Below are 18,230 nucleotides of genomic sequence, written 5' to 3'. Positions count from 1 at the left end.
CCCGCTCCGCGGGTACCCCAGCGCTGACGCGCTGGGCAGAGAAACGACTCCGCTAACGCTCCGTCAAATTCCCGCACAAGCGCGGGAATTGAATTCCGCAAGCGGAATTCTGAAAGCGAATCAATTCGCGCAAGCGCGAATTGCAAAGATCCCCGCTTCGCGGGGATCTAGGGCTGGCTACGAGGGAGGGGGTGCATCACGTCCGTACCCGTGTAAACCCTGGAATCCTGGGCCACACCCCCGCCGTGGACCGAGTCTCCGGACGGATGCCGGCACCACCGAAGAGAACGGGCTCCGCTGCGCTCCACCCAACACTGCATACCTCAACCGAAGCCCTACGACACCCGCAACCATACACCCCAACGCCGCGCCCTGCTCTCGAATCTGGCGAGCCATCACCCCAATGACTCAATCTCGCTTACGGGGGTGCATCATCCCTGATGCAATGTGTAGGGTCTGGGACTGTACCGCACCCCCACCCCGGTCCTGCAGCGTTCCGGGAATCCCTTCTCTTAATGCTCCCTCTCATTCCCTCAAAGGAGTACGGGAAATGCCCGTGAAACTGCGTGACCATCAGGTCGAGGCCGTGGATGCCATCGTGCGCGGTCTCGACATTCCGCCGGGCAAGAGGGTTCCCGCAAACGGCCTGCGTGGGCAGGTCATTGCCGCGTGCGGGACAGGCAAGACCATCATTGCTGCCTCCGCGGCGCGGCGTCTGGTGCCGAAGGGGCGGATTCTGGTGCTGGTGCCGACGCTGGATCTGCTGACGCAGACCGTGCGGGCCTGGCGCGAGATCGGGCACACGGGGCCGGCCGTCGCGGTGTGCTCCCTCCAGGACGACGGCGCACTGTGGAGCATGGGCGTACGCGTCACCACCAGCCCCGTGCAGCTTGCCCTGTGGCACGGACAGGGGCCGGTGACCATCTACGCCACCTACGCCTCCCTCGGCGTCCTCGCCGAAGCCTTCGAGGGCGCCTACGGGCAGCAGCTCGCGCCGATGGACCTCGCCTGTGTCGACGAAGCCCACCGCACAAGTGGATCTCTGGGGAAGGCGTGGGCGGACATCCACCACCAGGACGTCATCCCCGCGGTCCGTCGGCTGTACCTGACGGCGACGCCGAGGATCTGGCAGGAGCGGCCGTCGTCCTGGGAGGAGCGGGAGGGGTTGCGGCGGGATCCGTTGCCGGAGGAGCTGGCGGCGTCGATGGATGACGAGAGCATCTTCGGGCCCGTGCTGTACCGGCTCACCCTGGCCCAGGCGGTGTCTCGTGGCTTGCTGGCGCGGTACCAGATCATCGTGGTCGAGCTGCAGGACCCGGTCGTCACGCCCGAGCGGCTGCGGGGTGAAGGACGGCACGAGGAGCAGGTGCGTGGGGAACGGCTCGGTGCGCTGCAGGCCGCCATGCTGCGGACCGCTGCGGATCACCGGCTGCAGACGATGATCACGTTCCATCACCGGACGATAGAGGCCCAGGCATACGCCGAGGGACTGCCGGCGGTGGCAGCGAAGCTGCACACAGACGATCCGCAGAAGTACCCCCGCCGCATCTGGGCGGACTGGCTGTGCGGCGAGCACGAAGCCGAACACCGCCGGCGCGTCCTGGGCGAGTTCGCCACCCGTGCCGGACGGGCAATCCTCTCGAATTGTCGCGTACTGGGGGAGGGCGTCGACATTCGAGCGGTGGATTCGGTTGCCCTCCTAGATCCCAAGGGGGCGCCGCACGACATCGTGCAGGCGATCGGCCGGGCGCTGCGGCAGCAGCCGGGGGAGGGAAAACTCGCCTCGCTCATCGTCCCGGTCTTCCTGGCGCCCGGCGAGCAGCCGGAGGACATGTTCACCTCCGGCAGTTACCGGCCGTTGATCAAGGTATTGCAAGGTCTGCGTGCACACGATGAAGAGGCCATCGAGCTGCTTGCCATTCCCCAGGAAAATCAGAAACGGGTCGTTGATCCGTCTTTGAGTATCGGTCCGGCGCCGGAGGAAGGGGAAGAGGAATCCCGACTTCTGCTGCGTTTTGCGGCCCCGCGGGATCCGGTGATGGTCGCAGAATGGGTCAGCTTCAATGTCATCGACACCGAGCGGCAGGACTGGGGGCGCGGGTACGCGGCCGCGCGCCGGTATCGCGAACGGGAGGGGCACCTGCGGGTGCCGTACGACCACAAGGAAGGCCCGTATCCGCTGGGGCAGTGGATCGCGGAGCAGCGCCGCGCGTACGGGGCCGGGCAGATGCCGGGCAAGCGTGCCGAGCGGCTGGAGGGCCTGGGCATGGTCTGGGACGCCGCGGACGCGGCGTTCGAGGAAAACCTCGCCGCGGCACGGGTGTACTTCGAGCAGCACCGGACGCTGGCCGCGCCGCGGCCGGCCACCGCGCTGGACCGGCCGGTCGGGCAGTGGCTGTCCAACCTCCGGCGCCCCGGCGCGCTGGACGGGCATCCCGAGCGAGCCGAGGCGCTGGAGGCGATTGATCCGGACTGGAACCCGGAGTGGCCGATCGACTGGCAGCGGCACTACGCCGCCGTACGGGAGTGCCTGAGCGGCGGGGCCGCGGTCGCCGACCTGCTGCCCGGCGTCACCGTCAACGGCAACGACATTGGCCGGTGGCTGGCCCGGCAGCGCGAACACACCACCTGGACCAAGCTGTCGACCGGTCAGCGCGAACGCATGGAGCAGCTCGGCATCGAGCCGCTGCCCGCCCCGAAGAAGACGGCCCCCAAGGGCCGCAGGAGCGGCTCTGGGGCCTTCGAGCGGGGGGTAGCGGCCCTGCAGCAGTACAAGGCCCGCACAGGCTCTGTGGGGCCCGTCAGCCGCTCTCACGTTGAGGTTCTGGAGGAGGGCTGGGACGGTGCCGGCGGAGCGGCTACAGATGTTCGGCTGGGGGTATTTCTCTCGAACACGAAGTCGAGGCGCGCCAAGCTCACCGACCACCAGCTCGCCCAGCTCGCCGAGCTCGGACTGGACTGGGCGTAGTCGTCAGCGGCAAGGGGCGGCCCGTGTAGTACCGACGGACCGCCCTTCGTCGTTGTTCACGTAAGGGTCTGGTTGATGGCGGTGAAGAGCCTCTCGAAGCGGCTGAGTGACGTCTCCGAGAGCTGTGGCAGGAGGGTGTCCCGCTTGCGCAGCAGGGCCTCGGCGGGCCGGCCGTGCTCGTTGAAGGAAGTGCCAGTTGCCCGGGCGATACGAGAGATGATGCGATCGGTGCCGTTTAGCTCACTGACCGTGAGTTCGGTGTTGAAGGCAGCGTTGTACAACTTGAGGTAGTCGTCTGGAGAGAACAGGTCCTCGATGTCGCTGTCCCTGACCCCTTCGGTGAAGGTGTCTGTGAGCAGGAGACGTTTGGGAGAGAGGACGCCCTTGTTGGTCAGGGTCTTGAGCTTGGTGACTCCGGCCGGGGTGCTGTCGATGAGGACTGTCGCCTGGAGGTTGGTGCCGATGAGGGCGACGAAGGTTGGGATGTTCGTGGCGCCGCCGGCGGGCAGGATGCGCCAGCGCTCGTCCAGGTGCGTGCGGCCCGCCTCTTTGAGGTAGTCGCTGATCAGGGTGAGGTAGGTGTAGTCGCTGGTTCCTTCAACCAAGAGGTTGTCGGGGCCCACGAAGAGGTTCTGGGCGATGTCGTAGCCGAGTGCGGCCTGGAGCGGGAAGAGCGAGTCGTCGGTGACGGCGAGGGTTTCGTCGGTCACGATGGCGCCGGTATCAGGTCCGCGGTCTTCGACGATGCGGACTCGGTTGAGGTGGGCCGTTTCGACCATGAACGGTGAGTGGGTCGTGTAGATGACCTGGGCCACGGGGGCGAGGCGCTCGTTGATGAAGCGCAGGAAGTCGGCCTGAGCACGGCCGTGCAGGCTCAGGCCGGGTTCGTCCAGCAGGACGACGACACCGTGCGGGTAGCTCTCGAACTGGGAGAACGCGGCAAGGAAGCTGAAGAACCACTGGAATCCGGTGGAGCGGGCGGAGAAGTTGTTGGTGAACCCGTGGCGGCTGTCTCTGACACGGATGTCGAGGTAGCTGGCGACGGCGTGCTGGCCGTTGCTTTGCTGGACCGTGGTCTTGTCCAGGTCGATCTCTACCGATAGATCGGGATTCTGCTTCCAGTACTCAAAGACCTGCTGGGTGATGTCGTTGCTCACTGCTTCGAGCTCGGCTTTGCGCTCTTCGAAGTCCTCCGCCGACAGCGCTCCGGATGTCGTGCTGGCGAGTTCGAGCAGGGATCGGGCGGTTTGCGTGGAAGAGGCCCCGGGCTCCTCCTGACCGTTAAGGTCCTCTAGAGCAATCCGGCCGGGAAGATTCTGGTAGTCGCTGAAGTAGAAGAACCTCGGTTCACGATCGCGCAAGAAGGCTGTCACGCGTCCCCAAGCACTCTGATGGCCGGCCAGCCGCTGGCGTCCCGCCCGAATGAAGACATCGACATCTGAAGCTGTGAAGCCGGAGTCTTCCGCGGGTTCCAGGCCCTCGGCCCGCTCCAGGGCAGCAGCGATGCTGCGTGTCCCTAGGGCGCTACGGAGTGCATCGGGGACTTCTTCATCGGCGTAGAGGTTTTCCAGAGCGGCGCCTTCGTCGACCTCCAGCGTGACCGTGTCTTGCCCTTTGTAGGGAATGGCCCGTGAGTACGAGCGCCCTTTGACCACGTCAGGCCCGAGCACGTCGGCGACAGATTCCAGGTCCTCATCGTCCAGCGTGAACGTGCAGGTGATCGGATGTGCGTCCTCGATCTCCCCAGAGCGGGTGTCTTTGACTTTCCGCCACCGTGGATAGTCCTGCCCCAGAGCAAAAGAGTGCTCCGTGTACACAGGGTTGAAGCGGTAGATCGCCGACAACAGCGCTGTCTTCCCACTCTCGTTCTTCCCTACCAGCGCCGTGACGTCCGACGAGATTTCGACGTCACCACTGTCGACAATGTTGCGAAAGAGGCGACTACGTACCTGAGTGAGCTGCATTCGATCAGTCTGCCGCTACTGTCTGCCCACTTCGAGCCATTTGCCGTATCCGTGATCACCAGATGGCGGCACATCCTGGTTTCGGTGCCGGCCTTGCGTTGAGAACTCCGCTCGACGAGCGGGTGAGACTCACGCAGGTACACCTGCGCCGCCGTCGTCATCCTCGCCGTCGTCCCCTTCTTCGCCGTCACCCTCGCCCGCTCCGCTCCCGTCGTTGTCGTGTAGCAGGCGGGCGAGTTCTTCGTCCATGTCGATCTCGCCGGTGGCCAGGGCGTGCGCGACCCAGTCGCAGGCGGCACGGAGCCGGGCCAGGCCCTGCTCGATCACTGCGGCCACGTCTTCGCCCAAGTCCTCATCCTGCAGGGCCGGCACCAGGTCGTGCGTGGCGACCAGCAGCTGGTGACATGCCTTCTTCCAGTCCAGGAACAACAGCGTCTTGTCCATCGCCCGCAGCGCCGGCGCGATGGGGGAGTCCTCCAAGGGGCTGCCGGGCACGTCGGCGCTCTCATCGTCCGTCCACTGATCAGCTTCGATCCGGGCCCGGTAGAACAACTCGCGGGCCTGGTCGTCGTGGGCGGCGTGGAAGGCTACCTCGGGGCGGCGCAGGAGGTCGGTCGCCACCCGTGCAGCGACCTGGTCATCCGCCGCCAGGTCGTGGATCGCCTCGATCTTCTCCTGCGCGGTCTGCGGGGTACTGATCTGCCCTCTGCGTCAGCCGGCTGCTGGTTCGTTGCCCTGGCCGAACGGCGGAACGTCGGCCGGGTCGAGATCGCTGCGAGGGCGGAGCAGCCGGAGCGGGTGGCGCCACCTGCCGACCCCGTCCAGCGCGACGTCGGCGCTGATCTCGGCGACCAGCTCGGGTACCACGAGGGTGACGTCGAGAGTGTCGTCCGTACCCCAGCCCGCACTGAACGTACGGCCGGTCCAAGGATGTCCGGGCCCGGCCGGCGTCAGCTGCACGGCAACGTCGCGTGCGAGGGCGGCGGCGAGCTGGGTGGTGCGGCCCGCGTACCGCAGCCGGCCGGCCGCATCGAATCGACCGAGCAACAGTGTGCTGGGGCGGTGCAGGGAGCCGGTGATGGCGCCGGCGATGGCCTCGGTGGACTCCCGTACCCGGTACTTCCGCCACCCGCCCGCACGCTTGCCTGGCAGGTACGGCTGCTGCAGCCGCTTGAACACCGCGCCCTCGATGCCGACGGCCGACCACGACAGCCACTCCCGCGCGATGTCGACGTCGGTGGTCATCGGGCACAGCGTCCACGGCGGGCCGAGGTGGTGGTCGGCGAACAGGGCTTCCAGCGCGGCGCGGCGCTCGGCGTACGGGCGGACGGTGAGGTCGGCGCTGGCCTGGTGGAGGAGGTCGAAGGCGACGAAGTGCGCCGGGTGCTGCTCAGCCAGGCGCGCGGCAGTCGCCGGGCAGCGATTCAGGCGGCGGTTGAGGTACTCAAAGGCCAGGCGGCCCTCAGCCCAAATGACCACCTCGCCGTCCAGGACGATGTCGTACGGCAGCGCGGCCGCCGCGGCCACCAGCTCAGGGAAGCCGGGCGTGAGGTCGGTGCCGTGGCGGGAGCGCAGCAGCGTCTGCTCCTGGTCGTGGGCGAGCAGGGTGCGGAAGCCGTCCCACTTCGGCTCCGCCGCCCAACCCGCCGGCAGAGTGAAGGTGTCGACGGGCTGGGCGAGTATCGGTTCCCGCGGCATTGGCGGCATGATCGACACTTAGCATGTGGGCTGCTTCAGAGGCCGTGCGGCGCGTCAAGGCGCAGCAGGTGCTGCCCGTGTTGGCTAGCCCTTGGCCGGTCCATGCCAGGCAGTGGATGCCGAACGTATGGGGACGCGCCATCGGTGCATAAACGGAATGATCGGCTCTGCGGGGCGGATGGCGCCGGCTCGGTGAGTGGATCAGTGGAGTGAGCTGGTCTGTTGGTTTCGCGGCGCTGGGGCGGTGGCTGTGCGGCCGGGCGGCGCTGGTGGGTTTGGGGGGCGGTGGAGCGGTGTCGGGTTTGGCTCGTAATACCAAGATCACGACATTGCCGGGTGATTTTCCGGAAGGTGCCCCGTCTTACCCGCGAACCCTCTACGAAACTGTCCGTTCAGACAGCAAATGCCCTAGAAGCGGCCGCATTTGACCGAGTAGCTTCGGGCCAGACTGTGTCACTACGCTCACAGAGCGCGAACCCTGGACCTTGGCGGGAATCGGGTTCGCGCTCCTGTAATTGAGTCAACAAGCCAGGAGGCTCGATGCCTTACTCCCCAGCTCGTTTCCGGATCAAACACCTCCGGTGCCGATCCACGCGTCGTGACAGTAACAAAGGGGCCCCGGTCCTGGATATGCCTGGCAACAGCGCCCCCCAGACGGGCAACGGCCTCTCGGCGCTGCCGGGCGGTGCCGTCCCGATGCCTGCGGTGGTGCTCTTTCCGGACGCGCCCGGGCCGCAGAGCCTGACGGTCCTGCTCGTCACGGGCCTGCTGTGGGCAGCCGCCTACTGGCTGTCAACCCGCCGCTGCGCCAGCCAGTGACCGCCTCGGGGGCCGGCCGGGAGCCGGTCCCCGATGCCTGTCTCCGTTCTTTCGTTCCCTACGAAACGGAGACACCCACGCCGTTATTCGTCACGTTTCCCGGGTGGTCGTACTGTCGGCCGCCCGGTTTTAGACACGGAGGGGGACCACAATGAGGTGGAACGCCTTTTCGACGCAGCAGTGTAAGTGGTGCGGCGAGCCGCGGGAACAGCCGGACACCGGACGTCCCGGCGAATACTGCGACACCAAGTGCCGGCAAGCCGCCTACCGCGCGCGGAAGAAGAACAGCTGCGACACCGAGCCGTATGACCAGTGGCTGCGCGAGAATCTGGACGCGGCCGAAGACGACATCCGCCGCCTTCGGGAGTGCCTGGCCGAATCGGCCCAGTGCGAGGAGCCGCTGCGGCGCCTAGTCGCCCTGCGGCGGCACGTGGACCAGATGTGCGCCGTCGCGGTCGGCCGCACCCGGCACCGCGGCGCCTCCTGGCAGGCCGTCGCCGAGCTGCTGGCCATGAACAAGGACCACGCGCGCAAGAAGTACGGGCCCGAGGTGGTGGGCCGAGCCCTCAGCCGCCGTCCCCTGCGGCCTCCCGCCGCGCCGGCGCCCGGATCTGATGCCGGGCCACCGGGCCGTCGCCCGAGCACACCTCTGCCTCAGCAGATCCAGCCCGGTACGGCCCCGGAAGCTGACGACGTCCACGACGCCGCGGCCGCTGACCATCCGACCGGGGCCGGTGACCTGGCCAGCGTGCTCAGCAGCCTCCAACGCGCCTCCGACCACACCCTGCGCACTCTGGGAGAGGAAACCGGTCTCTCCGCCTCGTTCCTCTCCCGCATCATGAACGGCGAACGCTTCCCCACCTGGCGGACCACCGCGCTCATCGCCCGGGCCTGCGGCGCCGACCCCCAGGTGCTGCGCCGGGTCTGGGAGGACGCCGGAGCCCGCCGCGACCGCAAGGACGACCCCCACGCCTTGCTCTCCGCGCTGCGCTATCTCCACCAGCGTGCCGGCAACCCCTCGCCCTGGGCGATCGCCGTCTCCAGCAGCCACACTCTCAACCAGGAGGCCATCACCGCCGCCCTGGAAGGCAGCCTGCTGCTTCCCTGGGACGACACCCAGCGCCTGATCCACGTCCTGGACGGCGAACCCGCCTTCTTCGAACCGCTGTGGCAGGCCGCCAGCGCCTGCCAGCCGGTCACCGCCCAGCCCGCCCGCAGCGCACCACCCACCATCCCCTCCACCACCCCCACTCACGGCCGGGTCTCCGAGCTGTGCGCCGCCTACAACTCCACCTTCAAAACCACCACCACCCGCCTCTTCCACACCCGGCGCATCCTGCCCGCACCGATCCCCGCCCTCGCCCACCCGAGTCTGTAGGCGCGGCACCGCCTCGGGGAGAAGCCGGCCGTCCGCAGGCGGGCACGGCGGGTGGGCGGTACGACCTTGTCGTCGTACCGCCCACCCGGCCGAGGCATGCCTCCGCCTCACTCCGTCGTGGTGACCGGGCCGACGAAGGTTCCCGGGCGGGTGGCGCCCGACTGATCCAGCAGCGCGCCGCCGTACGGCCAGTCCAGCACGAGGTTCCGGTGCTCATTCGGCGGCGTGATCACTACCTGGTTCGGTGCGAACTTCCGGTCACCCTCGCGAGTTGACGCCAGGAAGGTGATGTCGAAGACGGCCTTCCCGCCGGCGGCGAGCCGGACGGACTCCGGCTTCTTGTTGCTGCGCTGCAGGTCCCAGGTGTCGCCGTGGGCGGTCTGGAGCTGGACGCCGGGGAAGCCGGCCAGGGTGCACCCCATTGTGCCGGTGTTCGTCAGCACCACCCGGGCAGTCTGCTGCCCGTCGTAGTCCATGTCCGGGCCGCCCTCGAAGGTTGACCATGCGCCCTTGAGGTGATTGCTGGTGCACCGGCGCGCCGACGAGGAGCTGTCGGAGTCGCTGCCCGCCTTGGCCTCGACCGCCTTGCCGGAGCCGCCCGTGGACCCGCCGGAGGAACCGCCCGGGTCGATGGTGGGCGTACCGCCCGGATGGATGGGCGTGGCAGCCGGGGACGGGGCCCCCTTGGCGCCGGTTGCGGTCTCGCCGCCACCGCAGGCGGTGAGCGAGAACGCCGCAGCGGCAATCAGCGAGGCCGCTGCGACGGTGCGGGTGCGGCGAACAGCGGTCTTGCGCGACATGAAATCCCCCTGGGTGGTTGGAGTGCGCCGGGACGCGGTTCCTTCCGCGTCCTGCACACCACCCTGTTCGCCGCCGCTGATGATCCACTAATCCCTGACTAACACCTCCCCGGCGCACCGTGGCCCTCGCGTAACGAGGGCTCTAGCTACTGGCCTCGAACAGCACCGCCCGCCCGAGGCGTCCCCGGGCGGGCGGTCAGCCGGTCGGCACAGACCGCCGGGGCTCTCGGCGACAGCCCCGCCATAGGGTGACGATGAAGACTGCGGCTACGCGTCCGCCGCCCCCCCAACAGGCCGGGCACCAAGGTCCTCGGACGGGTTCTCAGCCCTGGGCTTGCTCGTACTCGACACGCTGCTGCCCGCAGCCGGCCGCCAGCTCGCGCAGAGTCCGCACCTCGTCCCGGTCTACGGTCAGCTCCCAGCGGAGCTTGGTCGACACCCAGTCCGCAACATAGGTGCAGCGGGCGTCGGCCGAGGGCGGCATCCACTGAGCCGGGTCCTGGTCAGCCTTAGAGCGGTTGGTCTTCGCGGTGACCGCGACCAGACTGCGCTGGGCACCCAGGTCGTTGGCGTAGACCCGGCGGCGCTCGGCGGTCCACTGGGAGGCGCCGGAGTCCCAGGCTTCGGCCAGCGGGACCATGTGGTCGATGTCCAGGCCGCGGGGGTTGGTGACGGTCTGCTGGTCGTAGTACGAGAACCACTCGCCCGAGAGGATCTTGCAACTGGACCCTGTCTCTGCCGGCACTCGCGACTCGGCGATCAAGACTTCGCTGCGGGTGGAGCAACCGTCGTGGTCTTCATCGACCCAGTGCTTGAAGGAGGTGCGCTGGTAGCCGTCCCGGCGCTCCGCAGCGAGCGGAAGGGCCTCGACACCGGCGGCGAGCGTCATCGACTCGCGCAGGTGAGAGTGGGCGGGGGCAGGTGCGGCGGTGAGCAGGGGCAGGGTCGCAAGGGCGGCGCCGGCAAAGGCCCGCAAGGTCGCATTGAACACAAGATGTTGATAGCGACTCGAAGAGGCCATAAGGCACCCTTCTGCGCTGAAACCACCCGAGCGAAGGAAACGTCAGGTCACAGCGGTGAAGTGCAGGGTGGGATGGGGCAGGGGACGGCAATGCACGACCGCGTGTCAAAAACTGTCCCACACGCGTCAGATTGTCACCCAGAGTAGCAGAGTGCCCTTAATTCGTGTACTGTGAGCTCCGCGATTCGCTCATCAAGGCGCCCTTCTGACAGGGCATCCGGGAATGTTCGCCTCTCGGATGCTCCGCTAGAAGGGCGAACACCGAGATGAGGAGAACCGCATGGGAACGCCTACCGGCGCCGGAGCCAATGGTGGCCGGGAGGAACGCGGCAAGTGGCGTGAGTTCTGGGCGACTACGTTCGGCGTAGCCATCGGCTACGTCGCGTCGAAGATGCTAGGGATGTAACGCACAACGGCCCTGGTGGTCGCTCACCAGGAGCCGCGTGCCGTGGGATGACTCCCGCCGAGCCGGGGCTTCGGGTGAGATCACACTTCGCGTGGATCCGAGGCTCCGGCTTCGTCATGTTCTAGTTCGCGCGAGAGCTCGCATGAACCGGGATTTGCATGGTCTAGGCCATACTCCCCAAGCTCTAGCACACAATGTGCGTGAGTCGAGGTGGCACAACCATAACGGACTGACACGCCATGTGTCATTCACTGGTCTCGTCGGCGGCGCAGCGGATGACACAGGGGCCGCATTGCTGCCCGACAGGGCTCTCATCAACGACGTTTGCGGCGGCGGCCGAGCCAGCTGGTCAGCCGCGGCCATCGGCGGCGTGGCGGTGGAGGCGGCGACGTGGGCCGTGGAGGTCGGGACGGCATCGGCGGCACGGCGGTCACCGTCGGCGTGGGTGGGTCCGCAGGTTCGTCGCGGACGTCGGCGGCCGTCGCATCTTGCGCGGCATCCGCAGCGGCCGGCGGGGAGGGGTTCGCTTCCTCCAGGCCTGATGGCGCGCTCGGCGGCACCGCCTCGGGTGCGGGCTGCAGCGGTGCTGGAGGCGTGGTGGACTCGGGCTGTTCCGGACTCATGGGCGGTGCGGGATCGGCCAGCTGATCGCCGGGATCGCTGTTCAGCTCTTCTGCTTCTGCTGGAGGTGACGGTTCGGGCTGGGTGTTCCTCGGTGAGGGCGTCGGGAGGGGGCGCGGCAGTGGGGCGGGGAAGGTCTGGGTGGTGCTGTCGGTGTCCCATCGGGCCACCTGCCACGGTTCCTTGATCCACAGCTGGAGTTCGATGCGCCCTCGGACGTCCTCGGGCTTGGGGAAGAGCGTCCAGTAGCCGTAGCCGAGAAACTGCCCCGAGCGGGTGGCGGCGCCGATCCAGTCCGCAGTGGTGCTGCGCAGGGTCACCTGCAGCGGCAGGCGGCGGCCGCCGACGAGGACGGGGTGGCGGGCGACGTACTTGACCACGTAACTGCGGCCAGCTTTGCCGTCGACGGCGTCCGCGGTCGACACCGGCCCCCACACGGCGTGCGGGATCGGGTCAGCGGTGCCGTCGATGAGGTCCTGGGCGAGCTGGTGGACATCGGCGCGGCCGCGGCAGAACTCCGGCCAGGCGATGTTGTCCGGGCCCCCAGGAACGGTGGCCGCGAACTCGGCGACGGCGCCTGGATCCTGGCCGAAGGCCTCCAGGAGTCGGACGATCCGCCGCGCCGACGCGATCGCCTTTCCTGCCTGCTCACTGGTCTTCGTCTTGCCGGTCCCGGACGCGCTGCCGGCGGCCGGGCCAGGAACCGTCTTGCCGGCGCCTCGCGTACCGGGGCGCCTGAGGGGCGGGCAGATCAGCCGCCACTGCCCGGCCTTGCGGACCACCGTGCTGCCCGACGAGTCCACGAGCTCCTTGCCGCGGCGCTCCAGGTCGTACGCACAGTGCGGACCATGGTTCTTGCCGGGGTTCTTGGCGTAGTGCGACGAGGTGGAGTCCGGGTCATCGGCGTTGCCGTGCCGGTCGTGGACGTCGACTCCGCACTCCCAGCACTTGAGCGGCTTCAGGTAGGGCGGGTGCGGTTTGACGTCGATCGCAGATCGGTCGTACTTGTCCCCTCGCGCGTCCTTCACGTACGGGATCCGCACGCCCTGCTTCTTCTTCGGCTTCGCCACACCGCCCCCTCTGCCACGGCCTCCCGTAGATCTTGCCGTGTCACCAGGCCTGCAGACAGCCCACTCGGCGTGATCCCCTTTGGTCAGCAGGGCCCGTACCGGTGGCCCTGCGCACCAGTTGCCGTGAGCGGTCGGAGGGCCCGTGCCATCGCGGGCCCTCCGGCGCATCCCGAATAGTTGATCAGGTCCACGGCTGCACAGAAGCCGGGCCGTCGGGTGTCAGCCCTGGGCGTGCTCGTACTCGATGCGCTGCTGCCCGCAGCCGCCCGCCATCTCCCGCAGTACCCGCGCCTCGTCCCGGTCCGCGGCCAGCTCCCACCGCAGTTTCGTCTCCACCCAGTCGGCGGCGTAGGTGCAGCGGGCATCAACCGACGGCGGCAACCACTGGGCCGGGTCCTGGTCGGCCTTGGAGCGGTTGGTCCTGGCGGTCACCGCGACCAGGGAGCGTTCGGCGCCCAGGTCGTTGGCGTATGCCTGACGGCGCGCGGCGGTCCACTGAGAGGCGCCGGAGTCCCATGCCTCAGCCAACGGGACCATGTGGTCGATGTCCAGGCCGCGGGGATTGGTGAGGGTCTGCTGGTCGTAGTACGAGAACCACTCACCCGAGAGGATCTTGCAGCCAGGCCCGCTCTCTGCCGGCACCCGCGACTCGGCAATCAGGACTTCGTTGCGGGTGGAGCAGCCGTCGTGGTCTTCGTCGATCCAGTGCTTGAAGGAGGTGCGCTGGTAGCCGTCCCGGCTCTCCGCAGCGAGCGGAAGCGCCTCCACACCAGCGGCAAGCGTCATCGACTCGCGTAGGTGAGAGTGGGCGGGGGCAGCAGAGGCGGCTGTGAGCAGGGACAGGGTCGCAAGGGCGGCACCGGCAAGGGCCCGCAGGGTCGCATTGAGCACCATTCGTTGATAGCGGCACGGAAGAGACCCAGGCAGGCGTCTGCACTGAAACCACCCGGGCGAAGGAATGCCAGGTCACACCGGTGAATCACACGTGGCCTGAGGGGGCCCTGTGACACGTTCGCTGGCAATGATCATGCGCGGCCGCCCCATCCCCCGCGCCTCGCGCCTGCGCGGCCCGCGCCTGATGCCAGCAGTTGGAAGCGGGTTCTGCGCGTGATCCGAGGTCGTCGCCGCAGTTGAATTCTTCGATCAGGGACGTTCTTGGAGTCGGGCGGCCGCACCGCAGACTTCGCAGGCGTCGGCGGCCGGGCCGGCGAGTGCGGCCAGAGCCTGGGCGGTGGTGAGGTCGGCGGAGGCCTTGCACAGCGGGCAGCCGGCACGGTGCACCCGCACCGGGCGGGGCTTGGTGGAGTCGTACGCGATACGGAAACGCTCCAGCGCCCACCACTCCGTTACCTCCGCGTCCGGCGTCGAGGCGGGAGCAGGGGCGGGAGCGGTTGCCCGGCGGCCGGTGCGAGCCCGTATCAGCGCCTGGCGGTCCCGCTCGATGGGCACGCCCTGGTAGGAGACGCCGTCGACGGGCCGCACATGGGAGGCAGGCGCGTTGAAGACGATGTCCGCCGGCTCGGCCAGGTCCCGGCCGCCGACCTGCGCGTCAGCCCACAGCGTCACGGAGACCTCGTAGAACCAGGCGGTGGTGTTGCCTTGCCAGCGGCGCAGCAGTCGGCCGACCAGTTCCTGCCCGTCGTGCAGGACGATGCGGATCGGCGGCGTGGGCGGCTCGGACGGCAGCTCACCGTCCGCGAGCGGCGCAGTCGCGTCGTCCATGGCCTACGCCGCGTCCGCGTCGTCGGCGGGGGTGTCGTGGACGTGCTTCAGGGCGCTGCGGGCGGCGACGACATCGGGGCCGGACAGGGTGTCCCAGAACGGGTGCGTGCCGATCTGGATGGACAGCTCCAGCATGCGGGCGCGCAGCCGGGCCTCCTGCTCGGTCTGTTCCTCGGTGTAGCCAGGAGAGTCCTCCCGCCGGAAGGGGTACCAGTGCCCCTCAGGGCGCTCGTATCCGGCCTGCGGCACCGCCGACCAGGCAGCGTCTCGCACAGCGCCCGGTAGGCGGCGCGTGTCTGGTGCATCTCCAGCTGGGCGGCGGTGAGGTCCTCGGGGAAGTCGTACTTGGCCACGCCAGAATGATACGCCCGTTCGATTCTCTGTGGTCAGCGGCACGGCGCAGCCTGCTCCGCATGGCTCCACCACCGCTACTCCCCAGGTGTCGCTGCGAGCCGGGGCCGGCCCGCGGCAAGCCGACTCACCCGCCTGCCCGGCACCTCGTGCGTGTCGGACAGACCCCCGATGAGCTGAGAAGGCGGAGAGGGCTCACCTGCCCGTGGACGCGCCGCGGGCGAGCACGCCTTCGCCGGCGCTGCCCGCCTGCAGACAACGCCGAAGGTCGCAGTCGGGCGGGGCCGCAGGAGACCTCCCTCTACCCTGCTGTTCATGACGATCGACTGGAGCGAACGCACCTGGCCCGACCCGGATGCCCACGCGGAACTCGCGAAGCTCCAGGCTGAGCTTGCAGCTGGCACTTGGGGGCCGTCGGCGGCCGTACTCAAGGCTGCATTGGTCGTCGTCTACTGGAGCGCGGCGCCGGTTGAGCAGACCTACCGGCGGGCCCTCCAGGCACTCGGCATCCCGCGTCGCGGCGGGGACGCACGCTTCGCTCGCCTGCTGGCCTTCCTGGCGTACACGCCCGACAAGTATCCGGGCTTGCCCCCGGAAATGCGCGACTTCATTCGCGCCGTCATCGCTCTCGAGGAAGCGCCGACCGAAGGAGACCGGTGGCAAGAAGCCCACCAGCTCCCGTAAGCAGGCCGCGAAGAAGACCAGCGCCAAGGCCAGCACCACGGCCGCCGCCCGTAAAGCGCCAGCGAAGCGGCCCCGCAAGACCGGGTAGAAGCTGGCGCGACCCGGCGCTCCGTCGGCGCCGACACGCCTCGCGGCCTGACGCCCACCCCCTCCCGGGCCGCTACAGCCGGACCAGGTAGCCGCTCTCGGTGCCCTCCTCGTCGGCCAGGCCCAGGGTCTTGGAATAGACCCACAGGGTCGTCGGCGGGGTATTGGCCGGGATCTGGAAGACGGCGAACGCCGGGCCCTTGCTGCCCGGATTGAGCCCGTAGACCGGTCCGGTGCGCCCCCGGCTCTCCCAGTACGAGTCGTAGGCCGAGACGTACTCGTAGTCATCCTGGGTCTGGTTGTAGGCGGTGTCGCGGACGTTGAGGAGGACAGTGCTCTGGGTGTCCCACACGGCCTCGCTCTTGCCGACGTTGGCCACCTCCAGGGAGACCACGCAGAATTCCTTGCCGCTCTCCGGCGTCGGGGTCGGGGTGGGCTCACCGATCGACTCGGCCTCCTCGGCGAGGACCGCCGGGTCGATCGGCTTGCCGCACGTGACGCGCTCGACGGTGACCTTGAGCTTGAGCGGCTTCGGGTCGTCGGGGTCCTCCTCAATGGTGAGGGTGAACGGCTCGCCCACGCGCGGCGTGCCGAGGACCTCCGCATCGGGCGGCGCGCCGACGGTGGAGCCGCCGGTGGTGGAGGGCGGCGCGCTGCTCTTCTCGGCTGGGGCGCTGCCGGTATCGGCCGGGGCGCTCCCGGAGTCGCTGGAGCAGGCCGAAAGCGCCACCAGTGCGCCGGTGGCCACGGCGGTCAAGAGGAGACTCCCGCGGCTGGTCATGGGAATGCCTTTCGGACGGGGATGCTTCCATCGTGGCCCGTGCCGTCCGTGGCCGCGCGGCGGCCCAGTCCCCGGCCGGCGTGACCCCAAGATCGGGCGCTGGCAGAACGTACTGCGCGCCTTCGTGGTCGTCGTGGCAACTGAGCTTCCCGCTGCGCGGAGTCGCGCGCCGCACCGCGCTCCCCGGCAGGAGGAGGAGACCTCTTCCTTGTGTACAGGAAGAGGTGTCGATCGCTGCGTACGGATGCCCACGGGGCCTGACGTGCGGTGATGGGCACGGTTGCCCAGAGGGGGTGGTACCTACCGCGGTACCGACGGCGGTACGCACTGTGGTGCCTACCGCGGTACGCGCCGCGGTACCGATCGCGGTACCACCGCCGCTGACCGCAGACGCCGGCCCGGGTCGCTGCGCCATCCAGGACTCCTGATCCAGTTGTCCGGACTTCCGGGCCGCCCCCTTACTGGAAAAGGCCCGAGCCCCGGTACTCCCCAGCGCCAGTTCCGCGCAGGGAGCTCTGGTGCTCTCCCCGCGGCGGCTCCAGGCGGATGCCCACCGGAGGCAGTCGGGGAATTGGCGGTTGACCTGCAGAAATGGCGTAGCTGGGCAAGCAGTCGGGCAAGGGGTGGTGCGGATATTTCACGGCACGTGATCCGAGAGGAGCAGTGCCGTGAACGACCGCCAGGACGCCTTTTCGCGTCTGACCACCGAGTGGGCGTGGGTGTGCGCCAAGCAGGACAACACCGACGTGATCTTCGGGTGGCTCGCCGACGCCGGCGTCCTCACCGCGACGGATCTCGCTGATCTGGCGGGCTTGGAAGAGCTCCTGCCGCTGATGCAGGAGCGGGACCGTGCGCAGGGGCGGGCGCACAGTGACCTGTGGCTGGGTGCTCTGCTGCGCCAGGCCATGGCGGAGGGCGCTGCGGCGCAGCTGGCGGCGCGGGTGGTGGTGCAGACGATGCTGCCGTCGGCGCGGCGTACGGCCACGCGGCTGCTGCGCTCCTACGGGCGGCGGTACGACGAGGTGGCGCAGGCGGTGATCGCCTCCCTGTGTCAGGTGGTGCGCAGCTACCCGCTGGCGCGGCGGCCGCAGAAGATCGCGGCGAATCTGGCGATGGAGACGCTGCACCTGGCCTCCCGGGAGCTGCAGCGGGAGTGCGAGGCGATCGGCGAGGAGCTGCATGAGGAGGTCGCCGAGCAGACCGAGGCCGGCTCGGCGGCTGATCCGGTGGCCTGTGCGGAGGTGACGCTCCTGGCCGAAGCGGCCGCCGCCTGCGGGCTGGAGACCAGCGGCGACGCGGGGCTGGCTGGGGCGCGCGGCGAGATGATCGAGCTGCTGGTGTGGGCGCTGAGCGAGAAGGTTTTGGCCGAGGACGGAGTCCGGGCCATCACCGATCACTACCGGGCCGGGGCCCTGCCGGACCGAGAGGCGGCGCAGGCGGCCGGCGTTGCGCCGGCTGCGTGGCGTCGGCGGCGGAGCCGGGCGGTGGAGCGGCTGCGCGACGCCGCGCCGCAGTGGCTGGCGCAGGCGGCCTGAGAGCCTGTCTCCGAGAAGCTGGGCGTTGATCCTTTGTGCTGCGGCCTCATCCTTCTCGGAAGGGGCGGGACCCAGTTGTCCGGAAGGCAATCACTCACAGGAGTGATTGCCTCACGCTTCGGATTGACGATCACTCACATGGCGCATTGCTCCGTCGCGTCACATTCTCATCTGCGCCGACAGAAAGGCTTCCCGTGCAACGACGCCTTGCCGCCACACTCGTAACGCTCGCCATGACCGGAGTGCTCGCCGTGGCCTTACCTGGGTCCGCATACGCGGCACAGGGGACACTGATCGTTGATGGCCCCCTTGGCCACCGTGAGTA

15 protein-coding genes are annotated in these 18,230 nt (G+C 68.7%); 5 read left to right on the top strand and 10 right to left on the bottom strand.

The features are described from left to right. Window positions 1-550: 550 nt before the first annotated feature. A complete protein-coding gene (locus tag AB0I82_RS35990) occupies window positions 551-2,968 on the top strand; it encodes a Helicase associated domain protein (protein ID WP_363261713.1) in 2,418 nt (805 codons plus the stop codon). A 56-nt stretch (window positions 2,969-3,024) separates the two neighbouring features. Here the strand turns inward: AB0I82_RS35990 and AB0I82_RS35985 are convergent, their stop codons facing one another. The 3 genes from AB0I82_RS35985 to AB0I82_RS35975 all read right to left on the bottom strand — a co-directional run bounded on the left by AB0I82_RS35985 (window position 3,025) and on the right by AB0I82_RS35975 (window position 6,630). Beyond that, complete coding sequence (locus AB0I82_RS35985; protein WP_363261712.1) at window positions 3,025-4,932, bottom strand: AAA family ATPase; 1,908 nt, start codon at window positions 4,930-4,932, stop codon at window positions 3,025-3,027. 129 nt (window positions 4,933-5,061) lie between these two features. Next, window positions 5,062-5,631, bottom strand: a complete 570-nt coding sequence (locus AB0I82_RS35980) for a DUF6192 family protein (protein ID WP_363261716.1) — start codon at window positions 5,629-5,631, stop codon at window positions 5,062-5,064. Window positions 5,632-5,643: 12 nt separating this feature from the next. Further along, window positions 5,644-6,630 carry an ATP-dependent DNA ligase gene (locus tag AB0I82_RS35975; RefSeq protein ID WP_363261711.1) on the bottom strand — a complete coding sequence of 329 codons (987 nt, stop codon included), beginning with the start codon at window positions 6,628-6,630 and terminating at the stop codon, window positions 5,644-5,646. A gap of 630 nt (window positions 6,631-7,260) precedes the next feature. Between AB0I82_RS35975 and AB0I82_RS35970 the strand changes: the two genes are divergently transcribed. Then, window positions 7,261-7,449 (top strand): hypothetical protein, encoded by a 189-nt coding sequence (locus AB0I82_RS35970; RefSeq protein ID WP_363261710.1) that lies wholly within the window; start codon window positions 7,261-7,263, stop codon window positions 7,447-7,449. A 151-nt stretch (window positions 7,450-7,600) separates the two neighbouring features. Beyond that, window positions 7,601-8,827 carry a helix-turn-helix transcriptional regulator gene (locus tag AB0I82_RS35965; RefSeq protein ID WP_363261709.1) on the top strand — a complete coding sequence of 409 codons (1,227 nt, stop codon included), beginning with the start codon at window positions 7,601-7,603 and terminating at the stop codon, window positions 8,825-8,827. A 107-nt stretch (window positions 8,828-8,934) separates the two neighbouring features. Here the strand turns inward: AB0I82_RS35965 and AB0I82_RS35960 are convergent, their stop codons facing one another. The 6 genes from AB0I82_RS35960 to AB0I82_RS35935 all read right to left on the bottom strand — a co-directional run bounded on the left by AB0I82_RS35960 (window position 8,935) and on the right by AB0I82_RS35935 (window position 14,740). After that, a complete protein-coding gene (locus tag AB0I82_RS35960) occupies window positions 8,935-9,627 on the bottom strand; it encodes a DUF4232 domain-containing protein (RefSeq protein WP_363261708.1) in 693 nt (230 codons plus the stop codon). Between the two features lie 322 nt (window positions 9,628-9,949). After that, a complete protein-coding gene (locus AB0I82_RS35955; protein WP_363261707.1) occupies window positions 9,950-10,618 on the bottom strand; it encodes an HNH endonuclease family protein in 669 nt (222 codons plus the stop codon). A gap of 750 nt (window positions 10,619-11,368) precedes the next feature. Continuing rightward, complete coding sequence (locus tag AB0I82_RS35950; protein WP_363261706.1) at window positions 11,369-12,745, bottom strand: hypothetical protein; 1,377 nt, start codon at window positions 12,743-12,745, stop codon at window positions 11,369-11,371. 219 nt (window positions 12,746-12,964) lie between these two features. Beyond that, the gene (locus AB0I82_RS35945; protein WP_363261705.1) at window positions 12,965-13,636 is read right to left on the bottom strand and encodes an HNH endonuclease family protein; all 672 of its coding nucleotides are present in this window, start codon (window positions 13,634-13,636) and stop codon (window positions 12,965-12,967) included. A 252-nt stretch (window positions 13,637-13,888) separates the two neighbouring features. Next, entirely contained in the window at window positions 13,889-14,467 is a 579-nt protein-coding gene (locus tag AB0I82_RS35940; protein ID WP_363261704.1) for a DUF6233 domain-containing protein, read from the bottom strand. A 3-nt stretch (window positions 14,468-14,470) separates the two neighbouring features. Beyond that, on the bottom strand, window positions 14,471-14,740 hold the full coding sequence (locus tag AB0I82_RS35935) for a hypothetical protein (protein WP_363261703.1): 270 nt from the start codon (window positions 14,738-14,740) through the stop codon (window positions 14,471-14,473). A 393-nt stretch (window positions 14,741-15,133) separates the two neighbouring features. Here AB0I82_RS35935 and AB0I82_RS35930 point away from each other — a divergent pair, with 393 nt between their 5' ends. Beyond that, window positions 15,134-15,502, top strand: coding sequence for a hypothetical protein (locus AB0I82_RS35930; protein ID WP_363261702.1), 369 nt, complete (start codon window positions 15,134-15,136; stop codon window positions 15,500-15,502). Between the two features lie 160 nt (window positions 15,503-15,662). Here AB0I82_RS35930 and AB0I82_RS35925 read toward each other — a convergent pair whose 3' ends face one another. Further along, window positions 15,663-16,337 (bottom strand): DUF4352 domain-containing protein, encoded by a 675-nt coding sequence (locus tag AB0I82_RS35925; RefSeq protein WP_363261715.1) that lies wholly within the window; start codon window positions 16,335-16,337, stop codon window positions 15,663-15,665. 701 nt (window positions 16,338-17,038) lie between these two features. Between AB0I82_RS35925 and AB0I82_RS35920 the strand changes: the two genes are divergently transcribed. Next, window positions 17,039-17,905, top strand: a complete 867-nt coding sequence (locus AB0I82_RS35920) for a hypothetical protein (protein WP_363261701.1) — start codon at window positions 17,039-17,041, stop codon at window positions 17,903-17,905. Window positions 17,906-18,230: the final 325 nt, after the last annotated feature.

It is taken from the genome of Streptomyces sp. NPDC050315, from assembly GCF_040655775.1.
Lineage (GTDB): Bacteria > Actinomycetota > Actinomycetes > Streptomycetales > Streptomycetaceae > Streptomyces.
The sequence above is the reverse complement of the archived record's forward strand: the minus strand, read 5'-3'. Positions and strand labels throughout refer to the sequence as shown.